This is a genomic window from Chenggangzhangella methanolivorans (genome assembly GCF_042648545.1).
Lineage (GTDB): Bacteria > Pseudomonadota > Alphaproteobacteria > Rhizobiales > Methylopilaceae > Methylopila > Methylopila methanolivorans.
The window spans coordinates 58632-84300 of record NZ_JBHRXS010000005.1; the positions used below are offsets into that span (position 1 = coordinate 58632).

Consider the following 25669-nt stretch of genomic DNA (forward strand, 5'->3'; position numbering starts at 1 on the left):
GCCGCGCCTAGATGGTGCAGTGCAAAAGTTTCTTTTAAAGAATATTTCTTTCCTGTTCGATTGACGTGGTCCGCGACCCCGTCTAGCGTTCGCATCAACCGCGGCGCAGGCCGCGACGGTTGATCGGAGCGACGCCTCATGTGCGGGATCGTGGGCCTTTTCCTGAAAGACAAGTCGCTCGAGCCGAAGCTCGGCGAGATGCTGAGCGAGATGCTCGACGTGATGTGCGGCCGCGGGCCGGACTCGGCGGGCTTCGCCGTCTACGGCGCGGGCGAGAAGGGCAAGGTGAAGCTCACCCTTCGCGCCGTCGAAGGCTATGACTTCAAGGCGCTCGAAAAGGTCGTCGGAAACGGCGCCTCGATCGTCGAGCGCTCGACCCATGCGGTGCTCACCGTCGACGCCGCCAAGGAGGCCGAGGCCCGCGCCGCGCTTGCAACCGTCGAGGGCGTCTCGGTCGTCGGCGCCGGCGAGCGCATGGAGCTCTACAAGGAGGTCGGCCTGCCGATCGACGTCGCCCGGCGCTTCAAGCTCGAGCAGATGTCGGGCACCCACGGCATCGGCCACACCCGCATGGCGACCGAGAGCGCGGTGACCACCAACGGCGCGCATCCGTTCTCGACCGGAACCGACCAGTGCCTCGTGCACAACGGCTCGCTTTCGAACCACCGGGGCCTCCGCCGCGTGCTCGAGCGCCAGGGCTTCAAGGCCGAGACCGACAATGACAGCGAGATCGCAGCCGCCTACATCAGCCAGCGCATGAAGGACGGCCGCTCGCTCGGCGAGGCGCTCGAGGACTCGCTCGACGACCTCGACGGCTTCTACACCTTCGTGGTCGGCACCGAGACCGGCTTCGGCGTGCTGCGCGACCCGATCGCCTGCAAGCCGGCCGTCATGGCCGAGACCGACCAGTATGTCGCGTTCGGTTCGGAATACCGCGCGCTCGCCGGCCTTCCGGGCATCGAGACCGCCAAGGTCTGGGAGCCGGAGCCGGCCAAGGTCTACTTCTGGGACCGCAAGGCGGCCTGAGACACGACATTCGAGCATCCAGGGGACACCGCCCGATGAACGCCAGCACCCAGAGCCACGCCTTCGACCTGTCGTCGTCGACGGTCCGTGAGCTCAACTCCGCGCTCCACGCGCTCAAGGAAGGCTCCAACGCCTCCCTGTGGCGCGTGACCAACCCGCGCGGCCTCCACGCCATCGCCGCCGGCGTCGACGCGCCGGTGACCGTCGAGGTCGACGGCCCGGTCGGCTACTATTGCGGCGGCATGAACAAGCACGCCACGATCCACATCCGCGGCTCCGCGGGCGTCGGCGTCGCGCAGAACATGATGTCGGGCTTCGTCCACATCGAGGGCGACGCCAGCCAGGCCGCCGGCGCGACCGCGCATGGCGGCACGCTCCTGATCGAGGGCAACGCGGCGGCGCGCTGCGGCATCTCGATGAAGGGCGTCGACATCATCGTGAAGGGCTCGATCGGCCACATGTCGGCCTTCATGGCGCAGGCCGGCACGCTCACCGTGTTCGGTGACGCGGGCGAAGCGCTCGGCGACTCGATCTACGAGGCGCGGCTCTACGTGCGCGGTTCGGTGAAGAGCCTCGGCTCGGACTGCGTCGAGAAGGAAATGCGCGACGAGCACAAGGCTCAGCTCTTCGAGCGCTTCAAGACCGCGGGCGTCGACGGCCAGATCGATCCGGGCGAGTTCAAGCGCTACGGCTCGGCCCGCAATCTCTACCACTTCCACGTCGACAACGCCGGCGCGTACTGAGGTGGCGCCTTGGCCAGGCCGACTGCGTGCTTCGAGACGCGGCCAGACGGCCGCTGCTCGGCATGAGGTCGGTCCCGGCCTGCCATTCTCCACGTCCCTCATGCTGAGGAGCGCCGCCCCGGCGGCGCGTCTCGAAGCACGCACTCCCGCTCCGCAGCGAGACCCGTCATGAACGAGCACGTCAAGAACCCCAACGCCGCGCCCCGCACGCTCCCGCGCGAGTCGGCGACCTTCGACCAGCACACGCTGGCCGAAATCCGCCGCGCCGCGGCGACCGGCATCTACGACATCCGCGGCGCCGGCGCGAAGCGCAAGCTGCCCCACTTCGACGACCTGCTGATGCTCGGCGCCTCGATCTCGCGCTATCCGCTCGAAGGCTATCGCGAAAAGTGCGGCACCGACGTCGTGCTCGGCACCCGCTTCGCCAAGAAGCCGATCGAGCTCAAGATCCCGATCACCATCGCGGGCATGAGCTTCGGCTCGCTCTCGGGCCCCGCCAAGGAAGCGCTCGGCCGCGGCGCGAGCCAGATGGGCACCTCCACCACCACCGGCGACGGCGGCATGACGCAGGAGGAGCGCGGGCATTCCAAGACGCTCGTCTACCAGTACCTGCCCTCGCGCTACGGCATGAACCCGGACGACATCCGCAAGGCGGACGCGATCGAAGTGGTCGTCGGCCAGGGCGCCAAGCCCGGCGGCGGCGGCATGCTCTTGGGTCAGAAGATCTCCCCGCGCGTCGCCAAGATGCGCACGCTTCCCGAGGGCATCGACCAGCGCTCGGCCTGCCGCCACCCCGACTGGACCGGCCCGGACGACCTCGAGATCAAGATCGAGGAGCTGCGCGAGATCACCGACTGGGAGAAGCCGATCTACGTCAAGGTCGGCGCCTCGCGGCCCTATTACGACACCGCGCTCGCGGTGAAGGCCGGCGCCGACGTCGTGGTGGTCGACGGCATGCAGGGCGGCACCGCCGCCACGCAGGAGGTGTTCATCGAGCATGTCGGCATCCCGACGCTCGCCTGCATCCGCAACGCCGTGAAGGCGCTCCAGGACCTCGGCATGCACCGCAAGGTGCAGCTGATCGTCTCGGGCGGCATCCGCAACGGCGCCGACGTCGCGAAGGCGCTCGCGCTCGGCGCCGACGCCGTCGCGATCGGCACGGCGGCGCTCGTCGCGCTCGGCGACAACGACCCGCAGTGGGAGGACGAGTACCAGAAGCTCGGCACCCACGCCGGCGCCTATGACGACTGGCACGAGGGCCTCGACCCGGCCGGCATCACCACGCAGAACGCCGAGCTGATGAAGCGCGTCGACCCCGTGAAGGCCGGCCGGCGCCTCGCCAACTACCTCTCGGTCATGACGCTCGAGGCCCAGACCATCGCGCGCGCCTGCGGCAAGAGCCACGTCCACAACCTCGAGCCCGAGGATCTCGTGGCGCTGACCATCGAGGCCGCGGCCATGGCCCAGGTTCCGCTCGCGGGCACCAACTGGATCCCCGGGCAGACCGGAAGCTTCTAAGGCCGGCCGGCCGGCGGCGTCATCCTGGACGGCCGTCGGGCCGATCCGGGATCGTGCTCCGGAATGGCGCTTTTTTCTGAGGACGATCCCGGCGCTCGCTTCGCTCGGCCGGGATGACGAGCACGGGGACTGACACGAATGGCGTCCGATCTGGCCAAAGTCGCGAAAGATCGCGGCATCAAGTACTTCCTGATCTCCTACACCGACCTGTTCGGCGCCCAGCGCGCCAAGCTGGTGCCGGCCGACGCGATCGGCGGCATGCAGAAGGCGGGCGCGGGCTTCGCCGGCTTCGCCACCTGGCTCGACATGAGCCCGTCGGACAGCGACCTCTTCGCCAAGCCCGATCCCGAGAGCCTGATCCAGCTGCCCTGGAAGCCGGAAGTCGGCTGGCTGGCCGCCGACCTCTGGATGGACGGCAAGGAGGTCGAGCAGGCGCCGCGCAACCTGCTCAAGCGCATGATCGCCAAGTCGGGCTACCAGATGAAGTCGGGCATCGAGCCCGAGATGTTCCTGGTGAACGCCGACGGCACCGCGATCTCCGACCCCTCCGACACCGCAGAGAAGCCCTGCTACGACCAGCAGGCCCTGATGCGTCGCTACGACGTCATCACCGAGATCTGCGACGCGATGATCCAGCTCGGCTGGGGCCCCTACCAGAACGACCACGAGGACGCCAACGGCCAGTTCGAGATGAACTGGAACTACGGCCCCGCGCTCCAGACCGCCGACCAGCACGCCTTCTACAAATTCATGGCGAAGTCGATCGCCGAGAAGCACGGCCTGCGCGCGACGTTCATGCCCAAGCCCTTCGTGAACCTCACCGGCTCCGGCTGCCACGCCCATGTGTCGCTGTGGGACGGCAAGAAGAACCTGTTCGAGGACCCGAAGGGGGAGCTCGGCGTCAGCGAGCTCGGCTACCACTTCATCGGCGGCCTGATGCACAACACCGACGCGATCTGCGCGCTCACCAACCCGACGGTGAACTCCTACAAGCGCATCAATGCGCCCCGGACCACGTCCGGCGCGACCTGGGCCCCGAACTCGATCACCTATACGGGCAACAACCGCACCCACATGATCCGCATTCCGGATGCGGGCCGGTTCGAGTTCCGCCTCGGCGACGGCGCGGCCAACCCCTACCTGCTGCAGGCCGCGATCCTGGCCGCCGGCCTCGACGGCATGGACAACAAGCGCGATCCCGGCAAGCGCCTCGACATCAACATGTACACCGACGGGCACAAGGTCCGCGGCGTGAAGAAGCTGCCGCTCAACCTGCTTGACGCGCTGCGCCTGTTCGAGAGCTCGAAGGCCACGCGGACCATGTTCGGCGACGAGTTCGTCACCGCCTATTCCAAGCTCAAGATGCAGGAATGGAACAACTATTGCCGCACGCTCAGCCAGTGGGAGCGCGACAACACGCTCGACTGCTGAGCAGTCGGGACTTCGCCTGAAACTCACGCGGCGCGGCGTTCCGGAAGGAGCGCCGCGTTTTTTCTTCTGCGGCGGAGGGGGCGAAGCTCCCGAACCTCCTCGCCGTCATCCCGGCCGCAGAGCCGGGATCCAGAGCCGAGGCGTCCGATCCAGAACCGAGGCGGCCGATCCAGATGCCGCAGCGGCGTCGGTTCTGGATCCCGGGACAGGCCCGGGATGACGGGCTGCGGTTCCCCGCGTCAGTTCTCAAGGGCGACGGTTTCACGCGCGATCCTCGCCGTCATCCCGGCCGCAGAGCCGGGATCCAGAACCGAGGCGTTTGATCCAGATCCCGGGAGGGCGTCGGTTCTGGATCCCGGGTCAAGCCCGGGATGACGGGCTGTGGTTCCCCGCGTCGGTTCTCAAGGGCGGCGGTTTCACGCGCGATCCTCGTCGTCATCCCGGCCGCAGAGCCGGGATCCAGAACCGAGACGTCCGATCCAGACCCCGCTGCGGGGTCGGTTCTGGATCCCGGGTCAGGCCCGGGATGACGGGCTGTGGTTCCCCGCGTCAGTTCTCAAGGCGGCGGTTTGAGGCGCGATCCTCGCCCTCATCCCGGCTCTGCGGCCGGGATGACGGGCTGCGGTTCCGGCGCGTCGGTTCTCAAGGGCGGCGGTTGAACGCGCGATCCTCGCCGTCATCCCGGCCGAAGAGCCGGGATCCAGAACCGAGGCGTCCGATCCAGATCCCGCTGCGGCGTCGGTTCTGGATCCCGGGACAGGCCCGGGATGACGGGCGGTGGTTCCGGCGCGTCGGTTCTCAAGGGCGGCGGTTGAACGCGCGATCCTCGCCGTCATCCCGGCCGCAGAGCCGGGATCCAGAGCCGAGGCGGCCGATCCAGATCTCGCTGCGGCGTCGGTTCTGGATCCCGGGTCAGGCCCGGGATGACGGGCTGGGCTTCCCCGCGTCAGTTCTTAAAGGGGCGGCGGTTCTCTGCATCCGCTCTCAAGGCCCGCGGTTTCCGCGCGTTTTTAGGACGCCGCGGCGAACAGGTCCGGCGTCGTCCTCGAGCGCTCGAGCTCCAGCAGGAACGCCTTGGCGTTCAGGCCGCCCGCAAAACCCGTGAGCTTGCCCGAGGCGCCGATGACGCGGTGGCACGGCGCGACGATCGAGATCGGGTTGCGCCCGTTGGCGGCGCCGACGGCTCGCACCGCGTCGGGCCGCCCGACCGCGCGGGCGATCTCGCCATAGCTGCGCGTCTCGCCATAGGGGATCGCGACGAGCGCGGCCCAGACGTCGCGCTGGAAGTCGGTGCCCTGGAAGTCGAGGGGCAGGTCGAAGCGGGTCCGCCGCCCCGCGAAATACTCGCCAAGCTGCCGGCTCGCCTCGGCGAGCGTCTCGTGCCGGTCGTCCCGCGTCATGTCGCCGAGCGGCACGCGGCCCGGGCGGTCGTTCTCCCAGAGGATCGCCGCGAGCCCGGCGCCGCTCGCCGCCAGCGTGAGTTCCCCGACCGGCGAGGCCGTCGTCGTGAAGGCCAGCATGTCGCTCCTCCAGGCTCGTCGCGGGCCGACACCCGCCGAAGAGAAGAGGATAGGGCGCCAGGCCGGAAGACGCCCGCGCCGAAACCCCGCCGAGAGGGCGCGGTCCACAGGCGCGCGCCCCGGCGGCGACGTCCGGCCGCGCGCGCTGGCGCGGACATGGGCGCCCGACGCCCACAAAACCGCTTTGACGCCGGGCAAGATCATCAGCATACTGATTATCGACCGCGGGCGCATCGGCCGCCGCCGTACAGAAGCGTCGCTATCATCAGTATGCTGATGATCTGCGTCGCGTCCGATCCGGGCGGGGCCGCGTGTCCTTGACCTTGCGAACGGACGCCGCTCTCCGGCCGCCGGCGGGCGCCGCGACCGATGGCGCGACGCGCGCAGACATTTCCTGGGCTCCGCCGAAACCCGGCGCAGCCCGAACAGCAGGGGCTGACGTGACTCCGTTTCCGAACGCCGATCCGCAGAGCCTTCGCGGGTTCCTCAACATGGTCCGGGACCAGCACCCCGACCACTTCCTGCGCGTCTCCGAGCCGATCGAGACGCGCTACCAGTCGACGTCGATCGTGTTCGAGCTGGACCGTGCCGGGCGCAGCCCCGTGGTCATGTTCGACGACATCGGCGGCAAGGGCATGCCCTGCGTCACCAACATCGCGGCGAGCCGCAAGCTGCTCGCGGAGTGCCTGAGCACGACCGAAGCCGACCTGCCGACCGTCTTCCGCGAGGGCAGCCAGCGCTACATTCCCTGCGAGACGGTCGACCGCGGCGCGTGGGACGAGATCGTGTTCGAGGGCGAGGACGTCGACCTCACCCGGCTGCCGATCCCCCACCAGTTCACGGTGGACGCGGCGCCCTACATCACGGCCGGCCAGATCACCGCGCGCGACCCGAAGACCGGGGTCGACACGACCGGCTTCCACCGCCTGATGCTGAAGGGCAAGAACCGGCTCGGCGTGTCGCTGCATTCGCGCCGCCGCATGCACGAGTTCCACCGCCGCGCCGAGGAGATGGGCCAGTCGCTGCCGGCCGCGATCACGCTCGGCGTCCACCCGCTGCATTACATGGGCTCGATGACCTATGCCTATCCGCCCCATGTGCGGAAGTTCGAGATCATCGGCGGGCTGTTCGGCGAGCCCTACCGGCTGGCGCGCTGCGGCGTGCAGGACCTCGAGGTCCCCGCCGGCGCCGAGATCGTCATCGAGGGCGAGATCCTCGCCGGCGTCCACGAGCCGGAAGGCCCGTTCGGCGAGTTCACGGGCTACGCGTCCTACCGCAGCACCCAGAACGTGTTCGTGGCCCATCGGGTCCGGATGCGCCGCGACGCCATATTCCACAGCGTCGTAGCCGGCATGTCCAAGGACCACATCCTGATTTCCTGCATCACGCGCGAGGGCGAGATCCTGAACGCGCTGAAGCGCAACATCCCGAACGTGCAGGCCGTCCACGTGCCGCATTCGACCTGCGGCGCCTTCATGGCGGTGATCTCGCTGAAGAAGATCGCCGAAGGCGAGCCGCAAATGGCCGCGATGGCGGCGCTCTCGACCGAGCTCTACACCAAATACGTCATCGTCGTGGACGACGACGTCGACATCTTCGACATGAACGACGTGTTCTGGGCGATCGCGACCCGCGTGCGCGCCGAGAAGGACATCTTCTTCGTGCCGGGCTGCAAGGGCGCGATCCTCGACCCGAGCTCGGACCCGGAGAACTTCACGCTGACCAAGATGGGGATCGACGCGACGCGCCCGACCGGCCGCGACTTCGCCGAACGCCTGGTGATCTCCGAGGAGGAGCGCGCCAAGGCCCGGGCGATCCTCGAGCGCGCCGGCGTCAAGATCGGATGACGGGCGAGGCTGGACACAGCGCGTCCGACCGCGCCGCCGCGCCGCTGCGGGAGTTCGCGGTCGCGGTCTACGGCGCGGAGGGGGTGAGCGAGGCCTGTCTCGCGCTGCAGGACGAGCATGGCCAGGACGTCAACGTCGTGCTGTTCGCGGCCTGGGCGGGCGCGGAGCTCGGCCGCAGGCTCGGCGCCGAGGACGTCGCCCGCGCGCGCGGCCATGTCGCGGAGTGGCGCGACGCGGTCGTGGCTCCCCTGCGCGCCGTCCGGCGGGCGATGAAGCGCCTGTCCTCGCCGCCGCCCGGCCACGAGGAGCTGCGCTCCGCGGTGAAGGCCGTCGAGCTTCAGTCCGAGCTGCTCCAGCTCGCCATGCTGGACGGGTTCGCGCAAACGCTGGGCGCGCCGGCGCCGCCCGGCCCCGAGCTCGCCGAGGCCAATCTTCGCGCCGTGGTCGCCGGCTCGCCGGAGAGCGCGTCGGCCGCCGTCTCCGTCATCGTCGCGGCGTGCCGCGGACGAGCCGACGCAAGCGGAGCGGGATCATGAAGCGCCTGATCGTCGCCATCACCGGCGCCTCGGGCGTCATCTACGGGGTGCGCGCGCTCGAGCTTCTCCGCGAGACGGCCGACGTCGAGACCCATCTCGTGCTGACGCCGGCCGCCATCCGCACGATCAACGCCGAGCTCGACATGACCGGCGACGCCGTCCGGGCGCTCGCCGACCACGTCCACAGCCACAGGGACATCGGCGCGTCGATCTCGTCGGGCTCGTTCGTCACGGAGGGCATGCTGGTGGCCCCGTGCTCGATCAAGAGCCTCAGCGGGATCGCGCATTCCTACAATGACGAGCTCGTCATCCGGGCTGCCGACGTCTGCCTGAAGGAGCGACGCCGGCTCGTCCTCATGCTGCGGGAGACGCCCTTCCACCTCGGCCATATCGAGCTGATGGCGCAGGCGACCCGCAACGGCGCGATCATCATGCCGCCGGTCCCGGCGTTCTATCACCGGCCCGCGACCGTCGACGACATCGTCGACCAGTCGGTCGCGCGCGCGCTCGATCTGTTCGGGATCGCCGCGCCCAAGATCATGCGCTGGAACGGGCGGACGTCGGAGGTCGAAAGTCCCGAGGACGACGACCCCGGCTTCTGACGTCTGATAATTCCGGCATGACGCGGGGAGCAGGATTGGACCTAGGGCGCTCTAAAAGTCCTTCAGGACCGCGCGGCCGAGGCCGTTGTTGCCCCTGACCAGCGCCTTCATCTGCTGGATGAAGCGGTCGCGGTCCTCTTCCGGCAGCGGCTCCATCAGGCGATGATGGGCGCGCTGCAGCGCGTCCTGCATCTCGACGATCAGCGTTTCGCCGGCTTGCGTGAGAAACCCCTTGCGGATCCGGCGATCCTCGTCGGTCGCTTCGCGCCGGACGAGGCCCCGCGCTTCGAGGCGCGCCAGCACGTTCGACGTCGTCGTCCGGTCGACGCCGATGTCGGCCGCCAGCGAAACCTGATCCGCGCCGGGGCGGACCAGCAGAACCTGCAGGACGCTCGCCTGCACTGGCGTCGTTCCGAACGCCTCGCATTCCTCGTGATAGATCGACACGTAGATCTGGTGCAGGCGGCGCGTCAGGAAGCCCGGGCGGTCGAACAGCCCCCGGGCCTTTGTCTTGGCGTCTTCCGTCACCGATCGCTCCGTCGCCTCACGGCCTCCGCGGCCGTCGGTCCAGATCGGGGACCGGCGCCGCGGATCATACAAGCCGCGGCGCGTCAGGCGAACTTCGGGCTCGCGGATCAGAGCGACGAGGGGCCGCGCGCGCCGAACATGATGCGGCGCTGCATGGGCAGGAACGCCCGGTCCGCCGCCTCGTCCCTCGTCAAGAGCGAGGCCGCCACGGCCGCCGCGAAGGACAGCGGCATGCAGATCAGCGCCGGGTTCTTCATCGGCACGAACCACCAGGCCTGGGAGACCTCGGCGAGGCTCTTGCCCAGCACGTCGACCTGGATGGTCGGCGACAGGCAGATCATCACGAGCGAGGAGACGGTTCCGACCAGGATGCTGGCGACAGCGCCGGCCGTCGTGAAGCGCTTCCAGGCGATCGAGAGCAGCAGCGCCGGGAAGTTGGCGGCCGCCGCGACCGCGAAGGCGAGGCCGGCCATGAAGGCGACGTTCTGGCCCTCGAACACGATGCCGAGGAAGATCGCGAGCGCCGCGATCGCGACTGTGGCGATCCGCGCGACGGTCAGCTGCTCGCGCTCCGGCGCTTCGCCGTTGCGCACCACATTGACCCAGAGGTCGTGGCAGACGGTCGCGACGCCCGACAGCGTCAGCCCGGCGACGACCGCCAGCATGGTGGCGAAGGCGACCGCGCAGATGAAGCCGAAGAACGCGTCGCCGCCGATGGTGAGCGCCAGCAGCGGCGCCGCCATGTTGCCGCCGCCGCCGGCCTTGGCCACGACCTCGGGGCCGACCAGCATCATCGCGCCGAAACCGATGACGAAGACGAGCAGGTGGAACGAGCCGATGATGCCGGTGGCGTAGAGGATCGACATCCGCGCCTCGCGCACGTCCGGCACGGTGAAGACGCGCATCAGGATGTGGGGCAGCGCCGCGGTGCCGAACATCAGACCGACGCCGAGCGAGATCGCGTCCCAGCCGCTGCCAGCGACCTTCGATCCCGGCTGGAGCACGCGCTCGCCGTGCTTTTCGGCGGCCGCCTGGAACAGGGTCAGCGGGTTCATCTCGAAATGCGCCAGCACCAGCAGCGCGAGCACGAGGCCGCCGAGAAGCAGCAGCACGGCCTTGATCACCTGGACCCAGGTGGTGGCGAGCATGCCGCCGAAGATCACGTAGACCAGCATCGCGGCGCCGACCACCACCACCGAGGCGGCGTAGGGCAGGCCGAACAGCAGCTTGATCAGCGCCCCGGTCGCGACCATCTGCGCGAGCAGATAGAGCAGGATGACGACGAGCGTGCCGAACGCCGCCGCGACGCGCACCGGGCGCTGCTTCAGCCGGTACGCCACGACGTCCGCGAAGGTGAACTTGCCGAGATTGCGCAGCGGCTCGACGATCAGGAAGGCGATGATCGGCCAGCCGACCAGGAAGCCGATCGAGTAGATCAGCCCGTCGAAGCCGTTCGACGTGATGATGCCTGCGATCCCGAGCAGGGCCGCGGCGCTGAGGAAGTCGCCCGCGAGCGCCCAGCCGTTCTGCCAGGCGGTGATCTGCCCGCCGGCTGCGAAGAACTGTTCGGTGGTGCGCGTCCTGCGCGCGGCCCAGTAGGTGACGCCGAGCGTCAGCGCCATGAAGACGAAGAAGAAGGCGACGGCGAGCGGATTGTTGGCGGCCTGCATGGCATGATCCTCACGACATGATGCGGCGCACGGCCGGATCGTAGAACCGGTTGGCCCAGACGACGTAGACGAGGCAGAGCGCGAAGGAGCCGACGATCACCCCGGCCCCGAGCAGGATCGACAGCGACAGTCCGGGCGCGAGCATCGTCCCCATGGTCGGCTTGGCGAAGGCGAACATCGCCATGAAGCCGAAATACATCGCGATCATCACGAGGCTGAGCGCGACCGCGACCCGCGTGCGTCTGCGCGCGAGACGCACGAAATCGTCGGGTGCGGCCGGCAGCGCGGCGGCGTCATCGATGGAGACCATGGGTCATCTTCCTCCGGGGCTGCGGGTTCGGCGTTCGAGGGGATCAGCGGGCCGCGCGCCGGCCGGCTTCGACGAGCGAAAGGCCCTGCGGCTCGCTGCGGGCGGGCTCGTCCGCGTCGGCGTCGGTCCAGGCCGGCGCCGCGGCCTCGGCCCCGAAGGAGATCGGCTCGCGCGGCGTGCGGTCGACGCTGAGGCGGAAGATGTCGAAGCGGTTGTAGTAGCCGACGACGTCGTGGAACTGCTTGGGCTCGACGCAGGCCGCCGTGTCGATGTCGGCGTAGAGGATGCGCTCCTCGCCCTCATGGGTCTCGGTCACGAGCGCGCCGGCCGGGTCGAGCACCATCGACACGCCCGCAGGCGTTCGCTCGATGACGTCGGCGAGCGCCGCGTCGCCGTCCGACAGCGTCGCCTTCGCGTCGGCGTCGAGCGTGGCGGAGCAGACGATGTTGAAGACCTTGGCCTCGAAGGAATGCGCGCCGGCGCGGATCTCGATCGCGCGCTTCAGGTCGTAGGCGGCGCTGTCGCCGGGGACGCGCGTCGGCCAGGCGGGCGGATAGGTCGAGATGTGGACCTGCTCGCCTTGCGCCATCAGCGCGTAGCGCGCGAGCGGATTGGTGTTCTCGCCGCAGATCAGCATGCCGACGCGGCCGAGATCGGTCGGCGTGACGCGCAGGCCGCGCGCGTCGCCGCTCGCCCAGATCAGCTTCTCGAAGAAGGTCGGGACCAGCTTGCGATGGTGGTTGAGGGTCCTGCCGTCCCGCCCGATCAGGACGTTCGAGTTCCAGAGGCAGCCGACGCTCGCATCCGTGCCCTCGCTGAACCCCATCGAGACGATGACGCCGTGGCGGCGCGCCGCCGCCCGCACGACCGCGAGCTCCGGCCCGTCTAGACGCACCGACTCCGCCGCGAGGCGCTTGAAGAGGTCGTGGTTGCGGATCGGCGCGCGCAGCGCCGCCCAGAGCGGAAAGCCCGGCATGTAGCCTTCCGGGAAGACCACCAGCGAGGCGCCGGCGCGGGCCGCCTCCTCGATCAGCGCGGCGGCCTTTTCGGCGGTCCCCATGCTGTCGAGGAACACAGGCGCGACATGGCAGGCCGCGGCCTTGAACCTGGGATAAGTTGCGGACATCGAAGCGGCTCCCGGAAATGGCGAGCCGCATTAACCGCCAGGGTTGCGGATCCGGCGAGGCGGAAAATCCGCAACCGTCGCTGCATTCTCGCAGGGCGTGCTCAGAATTCGTTCAGATAGGGCGCCCCCCGCGCGAACAGCTCCGTCAGGAACCGCGTCACGGCGCGGACCCGGGCGAGATGCTCGATGTCCTGATGGACACCGAGATAGAGCTCGCGCCGCACGATCACCTCGTCGGGCAGGACGGGGACGAGCGCCGGATTTGTCTTCGCCGAGAAAAGCGGCAGCAGCGCCAGTCCCGCCCCGGTCGCGACCGCGGTCTGCTGCGCCGCCATGCTGGTCGAGCGGAAGACGACGCTGCCGGGCTTCAGCACCTCCATCAGCCAGTGGACCGGCTCGATGGCGATCAGGTCTTCGACATAATCGACGTAATCGTGGTCCTGCAGCTCCGCGGGCGAGGCCGGCCGTCCGCGCCGGGCGAAATAGGCCTCCGATCCGAACAGCGCGAGGCGGAACTCGCCGACCCGCCGCACCGAGAGCCGCGGGCCGTTCGGCGGCACGAACGAGACCGAGATGTCGGCCTCGCGCTTCGTCAGGTTGATGAGGTGCCGCTCTGTGACGAGTTCGACCACGAGGCCCGGCATGACGGCGGCGAACTCCGCGAACCGCGCCGACAGGTAGAAGGCCGCGATGCCCTCCATGCTGGCGACCCGCACCCGGCCCGAGGGCGAGCTCGTGTCCTCGAGGCCGAGCGCCTCGGGCACCGAGATCATCTTCTGCTCGATCGCCTCGGCGATGACGAACAGCTTGTCGCCCGCCTCCGTGAGCTCGAAGCCGTCCGAGCCGCGCTGGAACAGCTTGGCGTCGAGGCTGCGCTCGAGCTCGGCGATGCGCCGGCTCACCGTCGTGTTGTCGACCTTCAGGCGCCGGGCCGCGGGCGCGAGGCGTCCGTGCCGCGCAAGCTCGACGAAGAAGGCGAGGTCGTTCCAGTCGAACATCGGCGTGTCGGGCTCGCGAGGTCACGGACCGTTGGTCGCCCAGAGTGACACGCCGGAGCGCCCGGACGAAACGCCCGCCGGCGCTCACCCGACGGCCACGCCGAGGCGGGCTGCGACGCGGCGCGCGGTGGCCTCGCGCCTGGCCGTGACGTCGGCGACGGCCCGCCGCGCCTCGGCGAGCACCGCGGCCGGCGCGGTCTTCGGGTCCCCGCTGTCGAAGGGCGGCTCGGGCGCATAGGCCATGTAAAGCTGGATCGCCTGCGCGACGTCCTCGCCGCGCAGCATCGCCGCGAGCCTCAGCGCGCCGTCGATCCCGGCGGTGACGCCCGCGGCGAACACGAAGCCGTCGTCGACCACCACGCGCTCGTCGACGGGCGTCGCGCCGAAGAACGGCAGCAGGTGGATCGAGTTCCAGTGGGTGGTGGCGCGCCGTCCCTTGAGCAGCCCGGCCGCGCCGCAGACGAGCGCGCCGGTGCAGACGGAGAACACGATCTTCGCGCCCGCCGCCTGGCGGCGGATCCAGCCGAGCACGGCCTCGTCCTCCATCAGCGCCTCCTGTCCGAGGCCTCCAGGGATGTGCAGCACGTCGAGCTGCGGGGCGTCGGCGATCGCGGCGTCGGGCGCGATCCGGAGGCCGCGGACGTCGCGGACCTGATCGGCCGTCCGGCCATAGACGCGATAGGTCGCGTCGGGGATCCGGGCCAGAACCTCGTAGGGGCCGGTGAGGTCGATCTGGTCGAGGCCTTCAAACAGCAGCGAACCGATCTGGAGATGGGCGTCGGCGGGGGTCATGTGCGCCTCCTCGGGTGGACTGGACAGATCCACCCTAGCCGGCCACTCTCTGGCGGAGATGCCAAAGACCCCTCGCTTTCCGCCAAACCCGTCGCGCGCTGCAGAACCGCGCGTCGTCGAGGTCGTCGCCTTCCCGGCGGTGCAGTTGCTCGACGTGGCGGGCCCGACGCAGGTCTTCGCCACCGCCAACGACTATGCGGCGAGGGCCGGAGACGCGGCGCCCTATCTCTGCCGGCTGGTCGCCAGCGGCGGCGCGAGCGTCGTGTCGACCGCGGGCGTCACGCTCGCGACGGAGGCGCTTCCCGATCCCGGCTCGGCGATCGACACGCTGGTGATCGCGGGCGGCGGCGGCGTCCACGCCGCGGCCGAGGACGCAGGGCTCGTGGCCTGGGTCGCCGCCCGCTCGGGCCGCGCGCGGCGCACCGCCTCGGTCTGCACCGGGGCGTTCCTTCTGGCGGCGGCGGGCGCGCTCGACGGACGGCGCGCCGTCACGCACTGGTCGTTCTGCGAGGCGCTCGCCAAGCGCCACCCCGCCGTCGAGGTCGAGCCCGACCCGATCTTCATCCGCGACGGCGACGTCTGGACCTCGGCCGGCGTCAGCGCGGGGATCGACCTCGCGCTCGCGCTCGTCGAGGAGGATCTGGGGCGCGACATGGCGCTCGCGGTCGCGCGCCATCTCGTGGTGTTCCTGAAGCGGCCGGGCGGCCAGGCCCAATTCAGCGCCGCGCTGTCGCTGCAGACGTCGCAGGACAGGTTCGGCGCGCTGCATCGCTGGATCCGGACGCGCCTCTCCGGGGACCTGTCGCTCGCAACGCTCGCCGCCGAAGCCGGCATGAGCGAGCGCAGCTTCAGCCGGCGCTATGTCGAGGAGACCGGCGTGACGCCCGCCCGCGCCGTCGAGCGGCTCCGGGTCGAGGCCGCCCGCCAGTTGCTGGCCGAGACCAGGCTGCCGGGCAAGCGGATCGCCGAACGCTGCGGCTTCGGCTCCGAGGAGACGATGCGCCGAAGCTTCCTGCGCCTGCTCGCCGCCACGCCCCAGGACTACCGCGCGCGGTTCGGCGCTTAGGGGCCTGCGCATGCGAGCGAGGTCCCCGGGGTGGCTGCGGCGCCCCGGATTTCTCTCGACTCACTCGCGGGCCTCTGGCCTTTTGCAGTGAGAACGTACCGTTCATTGAAGCGAATCCGTCACTCGATCGGGCGCGTAAGGAAGTCGATCCGGGGGGATCTGCGGCGTGGAAGGCCAGTTCGTTTTCTCTCGCTCCGGCGCCTCGATCGCGGACGCCGCCGGCGAGATCCGGCCAATCGCCGCCTGACCTGCCGATGGCGCGCTCATGACCGACATCACGCGAAGCATCGAGCACCCCTCCGGGTCGAAGCGCCTGAAGCAGGCGCGCAAGCTGCGCCGGGAAGGTCGTTTCGAAGACGCGCTCGCCTGTCTTGAAACAAGCCTCCGCGCCGATCCGGAAGCCCTCGATCTCGTCGCCGAGCAGGCCGCCCTCCTGCTCGGGCTGGGGCGGATCGACGACGCCGGCGCGGCGGTCGAACGGCTGGCGGCGCTCGACCCGGCGCAGGAGCGGCTCGCCGAATTGCGCGGCGCGCTCGCCGACGCGCGCAACGACCCGGTCGCCGCCGAGGCGTTCTTCCGCGCCGAGGCCGGGCGTCGCCCCGACGACCTCAACTGGCTGAAGCGCTGGGTCCGCACGCTCGCCAAGGCGTCGCGGACCGAAGAGGCGGCGGCGATCGTCGACGAGGCGCTGGCGCGCGCGCCCTCCGAGCCGAAGCTGCTGTTCGAGCGCGTCGCGCTGCTGCGGCGTCTCGGCCGGATCGACGAGGCGCGGACGGCGACGGAGGCCTTCGCGGCCGTCGTCCGTGACGACGATCCGAGGCTTCCCGAACTGCGAGGCGCCCTCGCCGAGGCCGACGGCGACCACGCCGCCGCCGAGACGATCTACGCCGCCGACTGCGCCGCGCGTCCAGACGACGCCGGGGGGCTCCGTCGCTGGGCGCGGGCGTTGATGCGCCTGTCGCGGGAAGAGGAGGCGCTCGAAGCGCTTGGCCGCGCCCAGCGCGCGGCGCCGACGAAGCTGTTTCCCGACCACGTCCGGCTGCTGTGCCGTCTCGGCCGGGCCTCGGACGCGCAGGCCGAGCTCGACCGCTTCGCGGCGCTGAGCGGGCGCGACCGGCGCCTGCCGGCCCTGCGGGCCGAGGTTCTGGAGGCCGCCGGCGATCCGGCGGCGGCCGAAGCGATCCTGCGCGCCGACGCAGCCGACGAGCCGCGGGACGCCGAGCGGCGGCGGCGCTGGGCGCGCGCGCTCGTGCGCCTGTCGCGCCCGCTCGAGGCGCTCGCCGCCGTCGACGAGGGCCTGCGCCGTGATCCGGACCAGATCCAGCTCTCGGCGACGCGCGTCTCGCTGCTCGTGACGCTTGGCCGGCTCGACGAGGCGCGGGCCGAGCTCGACCGCCTGGAGGGCTCCGGCGTCGAGCTGCCAGAGCTTGCGAGGATGCGCGCCGACCTCGCCGGCGCCTCCGGGGATCTCGTTCAGATCGAGGCTGCGACGCGCGCCGCCGTCACGGCCGATCCCGCGGACGCGTCGAAGCGCGTGCGCTGGGCGAGGGCGCTCGCTCGTCTGTTGCGGACCGTCGAGGCGCTCGCGGCCGTCGAGGACGGGCTTGCGGCCACGCCGGACGCCGCGGAGCTCGTCGGCGAACGCGCGCTGCTGCTTGCGGGCGCAGGCCGCGTCGACGAGGCCGCCGCCGAACTCCAGCGCCTCGCCGCGTCGCGCCCGTCCTATGAGGGCCTCGCCGAGGTCCGGGCCGGCGTCGCCTCGGCGGCCGGCGATCTCGAGGGCGCGGCCTCCATCCTGGCCGCCGAGGTCGCGGCCGCGCCGCAGAGCGAGAAGCGGCGGCTTCGATATGTGCGCGCGCTGACGCGTCTCGGCCGCTACGAGCAGGCGCTCTCCACGCTCGCGGCCGCGCCCGATCCCGACACGCCGAGACTGAAGGTGACGCAGGCCAATCTGCTGCTCACGCTCGGGCGGTGGGAGGAGGCGCGCGGCCGGATGGACGGCTTCGCCGAGGACGACGCCCGCGAGCGGCTCGGCCGCGACCTGTTCGAGCTCAACCTCGCGCTGATGACGATGGATTACGCCGGCGCGCAGGAGCAGGCCGAATCCATCCTGACCGCCGCGCCCGCCAACCGGACGGCCGCCGAGGGGCTGGCTTGGGCGAACATCGGCGCGATGCGCCCGGCCGCCGCCTGGGCCGCGCTGAGGAAGACGCCGCGCGAGGCGGTGGACGGCGGGGCGGCGACGAGCGGCGGCGGGCGCCTCAGGAGCCTGACCGGGCAGGTGGTGAACGAGCTGCGCCTTTCGGGCGAGGCGCTCGGCGAGCTCGACGCGCGGGCCGGCGAGGGCGACGAGGCGCTGGCGGCGGCCGCCGCCGAGCAGGTGCGCCGCGATCCGAACGCCTTCGGCCCCGCGCTCGGACTGATCGTCGCCTGCGCGCGCTCCGGCCGGCTCGGCTTCCGCGCCGAGGCGAGCGACCGCGGCGGTCCGCCGAAGCTGCTGCACCAGTTCTGGGACGGAGCCGAGGCGCCGGCCGACGTCGAGCGCTGCATGGCCGAGGCGCGCGCCGCCAACGCCGACCGGATCAGCCGGCGGTGGAACGACGCGGCCGCGCGGCGCTTTCTCGGCTCGCTGTCGGACTGGCGCGTGATCCGGGCCTATGAGGCGGCCCCGCATGTCGCGATGCGCGCGGACCTGTTCCGCTACGCCGCGCTCCACGAGTTCGGCGGCGCCTATCTCGACGCCGACGACGCCTGCGAGCGGCCGCTGACGAGCCTTGTCCCCGACGGCGCGGAGCTCGTGCTCTACCAGGAGCGCCTCGGCTCGCTCGGCAACAACTTCATCGCCGCCGCCGCCGGCCATCCGCTGGTCGCCAGGCTGCTGGAGGAGGCGACCGAGAACGTGCTCTTGGGGGCGGGCGAGTCGATCTGGCTCGCCACCGGCCCCGGCCTCGTAACGCGCGTGATCGCGCGCGCGATCGTCGCCGAGCCCGACCTGCGGCTGCCGGCGAACGTCCACGTCGCGCCGCTCGACGCCTTCCGCCGCACGGTGCGGGCGGGGGCGGCGAAGTCCTACAAGAGCGACGCGCGGAACTGGCAGAAGGCCTGAGCCGCGGCCCGTCTCAGGCCGCCAGCGGCTCGACCTCGTAGCCGAGACGCTCGATCAGCGGCGCGAGGATCTTCTGGGCCGGCGCGAGGTGGCGCAGGTAGTTCTGGTGCCGGTGGCGCGAGCGCCGATAGAGCGGCTCCTTCACCTGCGCGTAGCTCGCCGTGCGCGCATAGCGCTCGTTGGCCTCGAATTCGAGCGCCTTCGGATCGAACGGAACGCCCACGAAGTCGAACAGGCGGCGCACCGTCGCCTCCTGGTCGTCGACGATGTCCTCGTAGCGCAGCTCGAGATAGTTGAGGTCGGCGACGCCGCGGTAGTGCTCGACGAGATCCGCCGTCATCAGCAGGTGCTTGGCGGCGCTCTCGAGGTCCCTGCCGCAGCCGAAGCCGTGGGTGAAGAAGTTCGACATGGCCGACACCATCACGTCGAGCGGATGGCGCACGACATGGACCAGAGGCGCGCGCGGGAACATCAGCGCGATGAGGCCGAGATGGGTCTCGTTCAGCGGCATCTTGTCGGTGAAGAACGGCGTGTCGTCGCGCGCGACGCCCATGCGCCGCGCGCTCGCGAGATAGAAGTTCCGGAGGTCGTCGAGGCCCTCCCGGCGGTCGCCGAGTAGCAGGTCCGACAGCGAGCCGGGGTATTCCCAGGGGCTGCTGAGCAGACGCGGGCTGATCGCGGCGATCTGGCCGACGAATGGCAGTTCGTCGCCGGCCGAGATCGCGTCGCTCGACGAGAGCGTCTGCTCGACGAGCGTCGTTCCCGAGCGCGGGAAGCCGAGGATGAAGATGGGTTGCGGCCCGTCCCGCCGGTCTTCGGCGCGCGGCAGGACCGCGAGGCGCTCGCGCGTGAAATAGGTCTTCAGGTTGCTGGTCAGCCTGTTTGCGGCCGCCTCGTCATAGGCTCCGGCGCCGAGCTCCAGCGCGCGCGCCTTCCCGGCTGAAAAATCCGCCCAGGCCTCGTCGTGCAGGCCGAGCCGGTCCTTCAGGCGGCCGCGCTCCAAGAGCTCCTGCGGTCCGAGCTGGCGCGCCCCGGCGCTCGCGCGCTCGTCCAGCAGCTTCACGGCCTCGTCCACGCGCCCGCGGCGGCCGAGCACCGTCGCGCGGCGCAGCGTCGCCTGCGGATTGTTCCGCGCGATCTGGTCCACGCGGTCGAGCAGCGTTTCGGCGTCGTCGAACTTGCGGTCGATCTCCTCGAGCCGCGCCCAGGCGAGCAGCGTGCGCCGATCGTTCGGCTGGGCCGCGTCGGCCTCCCGGAACAGCTCCCTTGCGGTCTCGATCTCGCCGGTCTCGAGCAGGTTGGTGGCGAGGTTGGTCAGGATCAGCGGCTCGCGCCGGGGCGACAGCTCGAGCGCCCGGCGATTGTGGTGCGCGGCGAGCGCATGGCGGCCGAGCTGGGTCATCGTCATGCCCATCAGGTAATGGGCCTGCGGGTTCGTGGGCGAGAGCCGCACCGCCTGCCGCGCATGCGGCTCGGCGGCCTCGGCCCCGCCCCTCGCGATCGCCATCTGGACGAGCTTGACGGTCGTCGCATAGTCGCTGGTGTCGAAATGGGCGGCGCGGCGGAGCAGGGTGATTGCGGCTCCGGCGCGCCCTTCAAGCTCGCGGACGCCGGCGAGCGCCTTGAGCGCCACGGGATCGAACGGGGACCGTTCGAGCGCCTCGACCGCGAGCCTGGCGGCCACGGGATAGTCGCCTTGCTTGAACGCCTTGACGCCCTGCGCCGCAGGACCGTCGGCAGACCGGGCCGCGGCGGAGGGCGGACCCGCGGTCCACACGTTCAATTCGCAGCATTTGGCGGGCTTCAGACCGCTGCCGCACGGGCAAAGGGACGTCGCGAAATCTTCTGATTGCATGGACTGCCAAGCCAACTGGGCGTACGGAGCGCGCGGAAGGTATCCCATTGGCCTCTTGAGGCCTAGCGCCCGCCCAGGGCCTCTCGGGTCACGGTTTACGGGCCGCTCGACGGCGGCGAAGACCGCCGCCCGACGCCTGTGAAGGCCATCCCGCCAGACCTGCCGCGCCGCCGAACCTGCTAGGCTGGCCGTGACGGCCGATCGACCGGGGCCAGGCGCGCCGTGACCAGCCACTCGTCCGGGCTTTCGGCCGGCCTGAGCCATTCATGCGCGAAGGTCGCGGTGAACGGGCCGGTTGTGGTCGGGAACGAGGCGGTGACCTCGGACAGTCCGACATGGGTGATGAATCCCCGGCTTTCGCTCGGCGCTCCGCTTTCCGCGCTCTCCAGGACGAAAACGACGTTCTGGTTGACCAGAGGGCCGTTCGCATGGGTTCGATCGCTCATCCTGTCCTCCCGTTCGGCTTCCGGCGACCGTCGCCGCAGCCCCCGATGGAGGTGGATCGATCGCGCGCGCCGGCCATTCGTCTTCCGACGCGAAAGCGGCTGCGCTTTCGAGCGCCGCACGAAGTTTCGCCGGGATGTGGAGACGTGGCGCACCCGAGAGGATTCGAACCTCTGACCTCTGCCTTCGGAGGGCAGCGCTCTATCCAGCTGAGCTACGGGTGCTGGCGACGCGGCGGAACCTAGCCGATGCGCGATGGCGGGGCAATCGCGAGATCAGCGCGTTCGCGATCGCAGCGGGCTTGCGTCGCGCCGTCGGCGCGCGTCAGCCACGGGGCTCGAACGTCCTCGGCCGGCTCAGCCGGTCGCGAGGATGTGCTCGAGGTCCTTGAGCGCGGCGGCGGCCGTCGCCGCCGGCTCCGAGGCGCAGCTGCTGACCACCAGTTCGCCCACCGCGTCGGTCGCGATGCGGATCGCCTTGGTCTTGCCCCGCGCCAGCGCGAACAGGTCGCTCGCCGGATAGGTGCGGAGCTCGACGCCGGCGGCGAGACCGTCGCTTGCCCGCCTCGCATGGGCGACGAGCCTCGGCGACAGCCCGGCGTCCCGCCAGCGGCGAACGTCGTCCAGCTCGACATGCCCGACGCCGCCGACGGAGAGATCGGTCATCGTGAGCGATGCGCCCAGTCCGAAGTTGAGCAGGATCAGAAGCTTCGAGGCGGCGTCCCAGCCGTCGACGTCGAGGCTCGGATCGGCCTCGGCGAAACCGGCCCCCTGCGCCGCGGCGAGCGCCTCCCCAAGCGTGACGTCGCGCTCCATCATCTCGGTCAGCAGATGGTTGCTGGTGGCGTTGAGGATTCCCTCGATCGAGACGATCTCGCAGCCCGCGAGATCGTGCTCGATGAGGTCGATGGTCGGAAGGGCCGCCGCGGCGGCGCCGCTGATCTTGAGCCGGACGCCGTGGCGGGCCGCGAGCTCCCTCAGGCCCGGGCCGTCATGGACGAGCGCGCCTTTCGACACCGCGATCACATGCCTGCCGGACGACAGCGCGGCCCTCATATAGCCGAGCCCCGGCCCGCCGGTGCGGAAGTCCGACGGGCCGGCCTCGATCAGCACGTGGGCCTGCGCGGCGTCGAGAAAGTCCTCGGGCGGCGGCGCGCTCCTGTCCCAGTCGCCTCGCCCGAGGCCGTCAGGATCGACCGCCGCCGATTTCGACCGGCGAAGGCCCGTCAGCCGCACGTCCGCGCCGTAACGTGCGGCGTAGCGGGCGCGGCGGTTGGCGAGCTGCTCCGCGACCGCCCGGCCGACCCCGCCGAAGCCTGTGACGGCGATGTTCCAGCGTCTCATGCGGCCCCCATGCCGATCGACGGTCAACGCAGCGACCGGGCGTCCGGCTCGCCTGCGGCCTGCGCGATGCGGGCGTCCACGGGACGCACCCGGCCGACGGAGTCGAGGACGTAGACGCCCGGCCCGACCCCTGCGGCGAGTCGATCGTCGCCCGTCTTCTGCAAACGGCCGTAGATCGCCGCATAGGCCGCGAACCCGTCATGCCCGGCACCGGACCGCGTGCCGAGCACGGAGATGTCGATCGCGCGAACGTTGGCGTTGCGCGCCTCGGCGAGCACGCGGGGGTCGTCGACGTCGGCCGCGCCGGCCCGGAACTGGCCGCCCGCGAGAAGCCTCGAGAGCGACAGCGCCTGATCGTCCTTGGAGACGAGCACTGTGATGGGCGCGCGCAGGCGTCCGACGACGCGCAGCTGCTGGAGAAACACCTCCGAGTCGATGTCGGGGGCCGCGAGAGCGACGTCGAGCTTGGCGATCGCGCCCGCATTCCGCGCGATCCGGATCTGGCGGACGGACTCCATGGCGAGCCATGATCCCATGCTGTGCGCGACGAGCCGCACGTCGCGGATCCTGCGCTCGGCGGCGAGCCGCGCGAGGACATGGGCGAGGGCGTCGCGCGAGAAGGTCACGGCCTCCTTGTCCGCGAGATAGCCGGTCACCGCCGCTTTCGACGGCCAGGAGAACAGGACGGCCGCGCGCCCGACGTCGGCGTCGGCGACAAGCTGCGCCATGCGGAACAGCGATTCCTGAAAACTGTTGTTGAAGCCGTGGACGAAGACGTGGACCTCCCTGTCCATGACGTCGCCGCGCGCCGCCGCCGCGCCGAGCTCGGCGACCATCTGGTCCTCCTCAAGACGCTCGGAGGAGACGACCGCGAAGTCCTTCGTCGGGTCCGGCGCCCCGGACGGCCATTCGATCTGCGCCGGCCTGTGGGTCGGCGGGATCGAGACCACGTAGCGGAGATAGCTTGGAGCGACGGCGATCGCGTTCGTCGGACGCGGAGCGTCGTCGCCGTCGACGGACCTGGTGGTGGCGACATAGATGGAGACGAGCTTCGCCCCGGGGGTCGCCGTCACCGGATCCAGAACCGTGAGGCCCGGGCGCTGCGCGCAGCCGCAAAGCGCAAGCGCAAGCAGCAGGACGACGCCGAGGCCAGGGCGTTGCGGCGCGGCGCGCGTCGTCGTCATGAGCCGTCGTTCCTCCGTCACGCGATGATGGAAAGCGCCGCCCCGAGGCTCACGACATGGCCGGCGCGGGCGGGGCCGGCTGGTCCGGCAGCGGAATGAACTCCGCGTCGTCGGCGTCCGGCAGCTTCATGCGGCCCGCCTTCCAGTCGGAGGCGGCCTGCGCGAGCCGGTCCTTCGAGGAGGAGACGAAGTTCCAGTAGATGAAGCGCTCGCCCAAGGGTTCGCCGCCCAGCACCATCACGGCGGAGCGCTCCAGGGCCTTCACGCGCGAGGCCGCGGCGCCGAGCACCAGCATCTTGCCGGCCTCGTAGCGGGCGCCGTCGAACTCCACCGCGCCGGTCGCGACATAGAGCGCGCGCTCCGTGTGGCCGAACGGGATCTCGGCGGTCGCGCCCGGCTCCATGTCGAGATGGGCGTAGAACAGCGGCGAATGGGTCGCGGCGCCGGCGACAAGGCCATAGGCGCTTCCGGCGATGAGCTGGCCGTGCACGCCGGCGTCGCTCCATTGCGGCAGGTCTTTTCCCGCGTGATGCGAGAACGACGGCGCGATCTCCTCCATTTCCGTCGGGAGCGCGACCCAGGCCTGGATCCCGTGCAGACGGTCGCCGTGGGCTCGGGCGTGTTCGAGCCGCTCGCTGTGGGTGATGCCGCGCCCGGCCGTCATCCAGTTGACCTCCTGCGGCCGGATCGCCTGCTCGGTGCCCAGGCTGTCGCGGTGCATGACCTCGCCGGAGAACAGGTAGGTGACGGTCGAGAGCCCGATATGCGGGTGCGGGCGGACGTCGACGTCGCGGCCGATCCCGGGCGCGAGGTCCATCGGTCCCATATGGTCGAAGAAGATGAAGGGGCCGACCATGCGGCGCTTGGCGAAGGGCAGCACCCGCCCGACCTCCATGCCGCCGCCGAGGCTGCGGCGCCGCTGCTCGATGATCATCTCGATCATGCCGTCGTCTCCTTGGCTGTCGCCTGAACCTGGGCCGTCCGGACGATCGGCGCGACTTCGGTCCCCAAAAGTTCGATCGAGCGCTTCATCGCCGCCGTTTCGAGAGACGCTGTGCTCATCTGGAAGGTGATGCGCGAGAGGCCGCCGAGCGTTTCGCTGGCGCGCAGCATCTTGACCGCGACCGTCTCGGGCGACCCGATGAGGAACGCGCCCTCAGGGCTCGCCATGGCGTCGAACTGTTGGCGCGACGGCGGCGGCCAGCCGCGCTCGCGGCCGATGGTCCCGGTGAGATGCGCCCAGCCGGGGAAAAACGCGTCCCTCGCCGCCTTGTCGGTCTCGCCGACGAAGCCCATCGCGTGGACGCCGACCTTCAGCGTCTGCGGATCGTGCCCGGCCTGGAGCCCGGTGTCGCGGTAGAGGTCGACGAGCAGCCGAAAGCGGTCGAACGCGCCGCCGATGATGGCGACCATCAGCGGAAGGCCGAGCGCGCCGGCGCGGGCGAAGGATTGCGGCGAGCCGCCGACGCCGATCCAGACCGGCAGCCGCTCCTGGTGGGGGCGGGGATAGACGCCCTGGCCGGCGAGCGCCGGGCGGTGGCGGCCTTCCCAGCGAAGATTGGCGGTCTCGCCGAGCTTCAGGAACAGGTCGAGCTTTTCGGCGAACAGATCGTCATAGGCGCGCGTGTCGAGGCCGAACAGCGGGAAGGCCTCGCCGAACGAGCCGCGGCCGACGACGAGCTCGGCGCGCCCCTTGGAGATGAGGTCGAGCGTCGCGAACTCCTGGAACACCCGCACGGGATCTGCGGCGCTCAGCACCGTGACGGCGCTCGCCAGGCGGATCCGTTCGGTGCGGGCCGCGGCGGCGGCGAGGATGACGGCGGGCGCGGAGTCCAGGAATTCGGCGCGATGGTGTTCCCCGACGCCGAACACGTCGAGCCCGACCCTGTCGGCGACCTCGATCTCCTCGAGAAGATCGGCCATCCGGTCGGTGGCCGACGGCAGCCGCCCGGTGGCGGGGTCGGGGAGGATGGCCGCGAAACTGTCGACGCCGATGTCCATGCGAAGGTCCCTCAACTCTCGTA

The 25669-nt window shown here is 70.6% G+C and carries 22 protein-coding genes and 1 tRNA gene; 9 read left to right on the forward strand and 14 right to left on the reverse strand.

The window, feature by feature from the left end:
- Positions 1-138 precede the first annotated feature (138 nt).
- The 4 genes from ACFOWB_RS09575 to glnT all read left to right on the forward strand — a co-directional run bounded on the left by ACFOWB_RS09575 (position 139) and on the right by glnT (position 4718).
- A complete protein-coding gene (locus tag ACFOWB_RS09575; protein ID WP_261405145.1) occupies positions 139-1026 on the forward strand; it encodes a class II glutamine amidotransferase in 888 nt (295 codons plus the stop codon).
- Positions 1027-1061: 35 nt separating this feature from the next.
- Positions 1062-1769 (forward strand): GltB/FmdC/FwdC-like GXGXG domain-containing protein, encoded by a 708-nt coding sequence (locus ACFOWB_RS09580; protein WP_261405144.1) that lies wholly within the window; start codon positions 1062-1064, stop codon positions 1767-1769.
- 168 nt (positions 1770-1937) lie between these two features.
- Complete coding sequence (locus ACFOWB_RS09585) at positions 1938-3287, forward strand: FMN-binding glutamate synthase family protein (protein ID WP_261405143.1); 1350 nt, start codon at positions 1938-1940, stop codon at positions 3285-3287.
- Between the two features lie 138 nt (positions 3288-3425).
- Positions 3426-4718 carry a type III glutamate--ammonia ligase gene (glnT, locus tag ACFOWB_RS09590; protein WP_261405142.1) on the forward strand — a complete coding sequence of 431 codons (1293 nt, stop codon included), beginning with the start codon at positions 3426-3428 and terminating at the stop codon, positions 4716-4718.
- Positions 4719-5728: 1010 nt separating this feature from the next.
- Here glnT and ACFOWB_RS09595 read toward each other — a convergent pair.
- Positions 5729-6238 carry a methylated-DNA--[protein]-cysteine S-methyltransferase gene (locus ACFOWB_RS09595; protein ID WP_261405141.1) on the reverse strand — a complete coding sequence of 170 codons (510 nt, stop codon included), beginning with the start codon at positions 6236-6238 and terminating at the stop codon, positions 5729-5731.
- 440 nt (positions 6239-6678) lie between these two features.
- Here ACFOWB_RS09595 and ACFOWB_RS09600 point away from each other — a divergent pair, with 440 nt between their 5' ends.
- From ACFOWB_RS09600 to ACFOWB_RS09610, 3 genes are read left to right on the forward strand one after another with little or no spacing between them, the layout of a single operon-like run.
- Positions 6679-8085, forward strand: coding sequence for a UbiD family decarboxylase (locus ACFOWB_RS09600; RefSeq protein WP_378146983.1), 1407 nt, complete (start codon positions 6679-6681; stop codon positions 8083-8085).
- Positions 8082-8621 (forward strand): TIGR02444 family protein, encoded by a 540-nt coding sequence (locus ACFOWB_RS09605; protein ID WP_378146985.1) that lies wholly within the window; start codon positions 8082-8084, stop codon positions 8619-8621. The genes ACFOWB_RS09600 and ACFOWB_RS09605 overlap by 4 nt, the downstream gene beginning before the upstream one ends.
- The gene (locus tag ACFOWB_RS09610) at positions 8618-9223 is read left to right on the forward strand and encodes a UbiX family flavin prenyltransferase (RefSeq protein WP_261405137.1); all 606 of its coding nucleotides are present in this window, start codon (positions 8618-8620) and stop codon (positions 9221-9223) included. The genes ACFOWB_RS09605 and ACFOWB_RS09610 overlap by 4 nt, the downstream gene beginning before the upstream one ends.
- 51 nt (positions 9224-9274) lie before the next feature.
- Here the strand turns inward: ACFOWB_RS09610 and ACFOWB_RS09615 are convergent, their stop codons facing one another.
- The 6 genes from ACFOWB_RS09615 to ACFOWB_RS09640 all read right to left on the reverse strand — a co-directional run bounded on the left by ACFOWB_RS09615 (position 9275) and on the right by ACFOWB_RS09640 (position 14647).
- A complete protein-coding gene (locus tag ACFOWB_RS09615; protein ID WP_261405136.1) occupies positions 9275-9751 on the reverse strand; it encodes a MarR family winged helix-turn-helix transcriptional regulator in 477 nt (158 codons plus the stop codon).
- Positions 9752-9858: 107 nt separating this feature from the next.
- Positions 9859-11421 carry a sodium:solute symporter family transporter gene (locus ACFOWB_RS09620; protein ID WP_378146988.1) on the reverse strand — a complete coding sequence of 521 codons (1563 nt, stop codon included), beginning with the start codon at positions 11419-11421 and terminating at the stop codon, positions 9859-9861.
- Positions 11422-11431: 10 nt separating this feature from the next.
- Positions 11432-11731 carry a DUF485 domain-containing protein gene (locus ACFOWB_RS09625; protein WP_315855181.1) on the reverse strand — a complete coding sequence of 100 codons (300 nt, stop codon included), beginning with the start codon at positions 11729-11731 and terminating at the stop codon, positions 11432-11434.
- A gap of 43 nt (positions 11732-11774) precedes the next feature.
- Positions 11775-12857 (reverse strand): carbon-nitrogen hydrolase family protein, encoded by a 1083-nt coding sequence (locus ACFOWB_RS09630; protein ID WP_378146991.1) that lies wholly within the window; start codon positions 12855-12857, stop codon positions 11775-11777.
- Between the two features lie 101 nt (positions 12858-12958).
- Positions 12959-13855, reverse strand: coding sequence for a LysR family transcriptional regulator (locus ACFOWB_RS09635; protein WP_261405133.1), 897 nt, complete (start codon positions 13853-13855; stop codon positions 12959-12961).
- A gap of 84 nt (positions 13856-13939) precedes the next feature.
- Positions 13940-14647, reverse strand: a complete 708-nt coding sequence (locus ACFOWB_RS09640; RefSeq protein WP_261405132.1) for a DJ-1/PfpI family protein — start codon at positions 14645-14647, stop codon at positions 13940-13942.
- A 58-nt stretch (positions 14648-14705) separates the two neighbouring features.
- On the opposite strand from ACFOWB_RS09640, the gene ACFOWB_RS09645 reads away from it, so the two are divergent.
- Positions 14706-15713, forward strand: a complete 1008-nt coding sequence (locus ACFOWB_RS09645) for a GlxA family transcriptional regulator (RefSeq protein WP_261405131.1) — start codon at positions 14706-14708, stop codon at positions 15711-15713.
- Between the two features lie 265 nt (positions 15714-15978).
- Positions 15979-18819 carry a tetratricopeptide repeat protein gene (locus ACFOWB_RS09650; RefSeq protein WP_261405130.1) on the forward strand — a complete coding sequence of 947 codons (2841 nt, stop codon included), beginning with the start codon at positions 15979-15981 and terminating at the stop codon, positions 18817-18819.
- Between the two features lie 13 nt (positions 18820-18832).
- Here ACFOWB_RS09650 and ACFOWB_RS09655 read toward each other — a convergent pair whose 3' ends face one another.
- The 7 genes from ACFOWB_RS09655 to ACFOWB_RS09685 form a co-directional block, all read right to left on the reverse strand.
- On the reverse strand, positions 18833-20674 hold the full coding sequence (locus ACFOWB_RS09655; protein ID WP_378146994.1) for a sulfotransferase: 1842 nt from the start codon (positions 20672-20674) through the stop codon (positions 18833-18835).
- 179 nt (positions 20675-20853) lie between these two features.
- Positions 20854-21120, reverse strand: coding sequence for a hypothetical protein (locus ACFOWB_RS09660; protein ID WP_261405129.1), 267 nt, complete (start codon positions 21118-21120; stop codon positions 20854-20856).
- Between the two features lie 145 nt (positions 21121-21265).
- A tRNA-Arg gene (locus ACFOWB_RS09665) sits at positions 21266-21342 on the reverse strand.
- 132 nt (positions 21343-21474) lie between these two features.
- Positions 21475-22461, reverse strand: coding sequence for a homoserine dehydrogenase (locus ACFOWB_RS09670; RefSeq protein ID WP_378146998.1), 987 nt, complete (start codon positions 22459-22461; stop codon positions 21475-21477).
- Between the two features lie 23 nt (positions 22462-22484).
- Positions 22485-23645 carry an alpha/beta hydrolase gene (locus ACFOWB_RS09675; protein ID WP_261405126.1) on the reverse strand — a complete coding sequence of 387 codons (1161 nt, stop codon included), beginning with the start codon at positions 23643-23645 and terminating at the stop codon, positions 22485-22487.
- A gap of 49 nt (positions 23646-23694) precedes the next feature.
- The gene (locus ACFOWB_RS09680; RefSeq protein ID WP_261405125.1) at positions 23695-24588 is read right to left on the reverse strand and encodes a pirin family protein; all 894 of its coding nucleotides are present in this window, start codon (positions 24586-24588) and stop codon (positions 23695-23697) included.
- Positions 24585-25646, reverse strand: coding sequence for an LLM class flavin-dependent oxidoreductase (locus ACFOWB_RS09685; protein WP_261405124.1), 1062 nt, complete (start codon positions 25644-25646; stop codon positions 24585-24587). The genes ACFOWB_RS09680 and ACFOWB_RS09685 overlap by 4 nt, the downstream gene beginning before the upstream one ends.
- Between the last annotated feature and the right edge of the window lie 23 nt (positions 25647-25669).

Bases quoted from the DNA above. Each gene is read 5' to 3' on its own strand.
- ACFOWB_RS09575 (WP_261405145.1), top strand. From the start codon at position 139: ATGTGCGGGATCGTGGGCCTTTTCCTGAAAGACAAGTCGCTCGAGCCG.
- ACFOWB_RS09580 (WP_261405144.1), top strand. From the start codon at position 1,062: ATGAACGCCAGCACCCAGAGCCACGCCTTCGACCTGTCGTCGTCGACG.
- ACFOWB_RS09585 (WP_261405143.1), top strand. From the start codon at position 1,938: ATGAACGAGCACGTCAAGAACCCCAACGCCGCGCCCCGCACGCTCCCG.
- glnT (WP_261405142.1), top strand. From the start codon at position 3,426: ATGGCGTCCGATCTGGCCAAAGTCGCGAAAGATCGCGGCATCAAGTAC.
- ACFOWB_RS09595 (WP_261405141.1), bottom strand. From the start codon at position 6,238: ATGCTGGCCTTCACGACGACGGCCTCGCCGGTCGGGGAACTCACGCTG.
- ACFOWB_RS09605 (WP_378146985.1), top strand. From the start codon at position 8,082: ATGACGGGCGAGGCTGGACACAGCGCGTCCGACCGCGCCGCCGCGCCG.
- ACFOWB_RS09610 (WP_261405137.1), top strand. From the start codon at position 8,618: ATGAAGCGCCTGATCGTCGCCATCACCGGCGCCTCGGGCGTCATCTAC.
- ACFOWB_RS09620 (WP_378146988.1), bottom strand. From the start codon at position 11,421: ATGCAGGCCGCCAACAATCCGCTCGCCGTCGCCTTCTTCTTCGTCTTC.
- ACFOWB_RS09625 (WP_315855181.1), bottom strand. From the start codon at position 11,731: ATGGTCTCCATCGATGACGCCGCCGCGCTGCCGGCCGCACCCGACGAT.
- ACFOWB_RS09630 (WP_378146991.1), bottom strand. From the start codon at position 12,857: ATGTCCGCAACTTATCCCAGGTTCAAGGCCGCGGCCTGCCATGTCGCG.
- ACFOWB_RS09635 (WP_261405133.1), bottom strand. From the start codon at position 13,855: ATGTTCGACTGGAACGACCTCGCCTTCTTCGTCGAGCTTGCGCGGCAC.
- ACFOWB_RS09640 (WP_261405132.1), bottom strand. From the start codon at position 14,647: ATGACCCCCGCCGACGCCCATCTCCAGATCGGTTCGCTGCTGTTTGAA.
- ACFOWB_RS09645 (WP_261405131.1), top strand. From the start codon at position 14,706: ATGCCAAAGACCCCTCGCTTTCCGCCAAACCCGTCGCGCGCTGCAGAA.
- ACFOWB_RS09650 (WP_261405130.1), top strand. From the start codon at position 15,979: ATGACCGACATCACGCGAAGCATCGAGCACCCCTCCGGGTCGAAGCGC.
- ACFOWB_RS09655 (WP_378146994.1), bottom strand. From the start codon at position 20,674: ATGCAATCAGAAGATTTCGCGACGTCCCTTTGCCCGTGCGGCAGCGGT.
- ACFOWB_RS09660 (WP_261405129.1), bottom strand. From the start codon at position 21,120: ATGAGCGATCGAACCCATGCGAACGGCCCTCTGGTCAACCAGAACGTC.
- ACFOWB_RS09670 (WP_378146998.1), bottom strand. From the start codon at position 22,461: ATGAGACGCTGGAACATCGCCGTCACAGGCTTCGGCGGGGTCGGCCGG.
- ACFOWB_RS09675 (WP_261405126.1), bottom strand. From the start codon at position 23,645: ATGACGACGACGCGCGCCGCGCCGCAACGCCCTGGCCTCGGCGTCGTC.
- ACFOWB_RS09680 (WP_261405125.1), bottom strand. From the start codon at position 24,588: ATGATCGAGATGATCATCGAGCAGCGGCGCCGCAGCCTCGGCGGCGGC.
- ACFOWB_RS09685 (WP_261405124.1), bottom strand. From the start codon at position 25,646: ATGGACATCGGCGTCGACAGTTTCGCGGCCATCCTCCCCGACCCCGCC.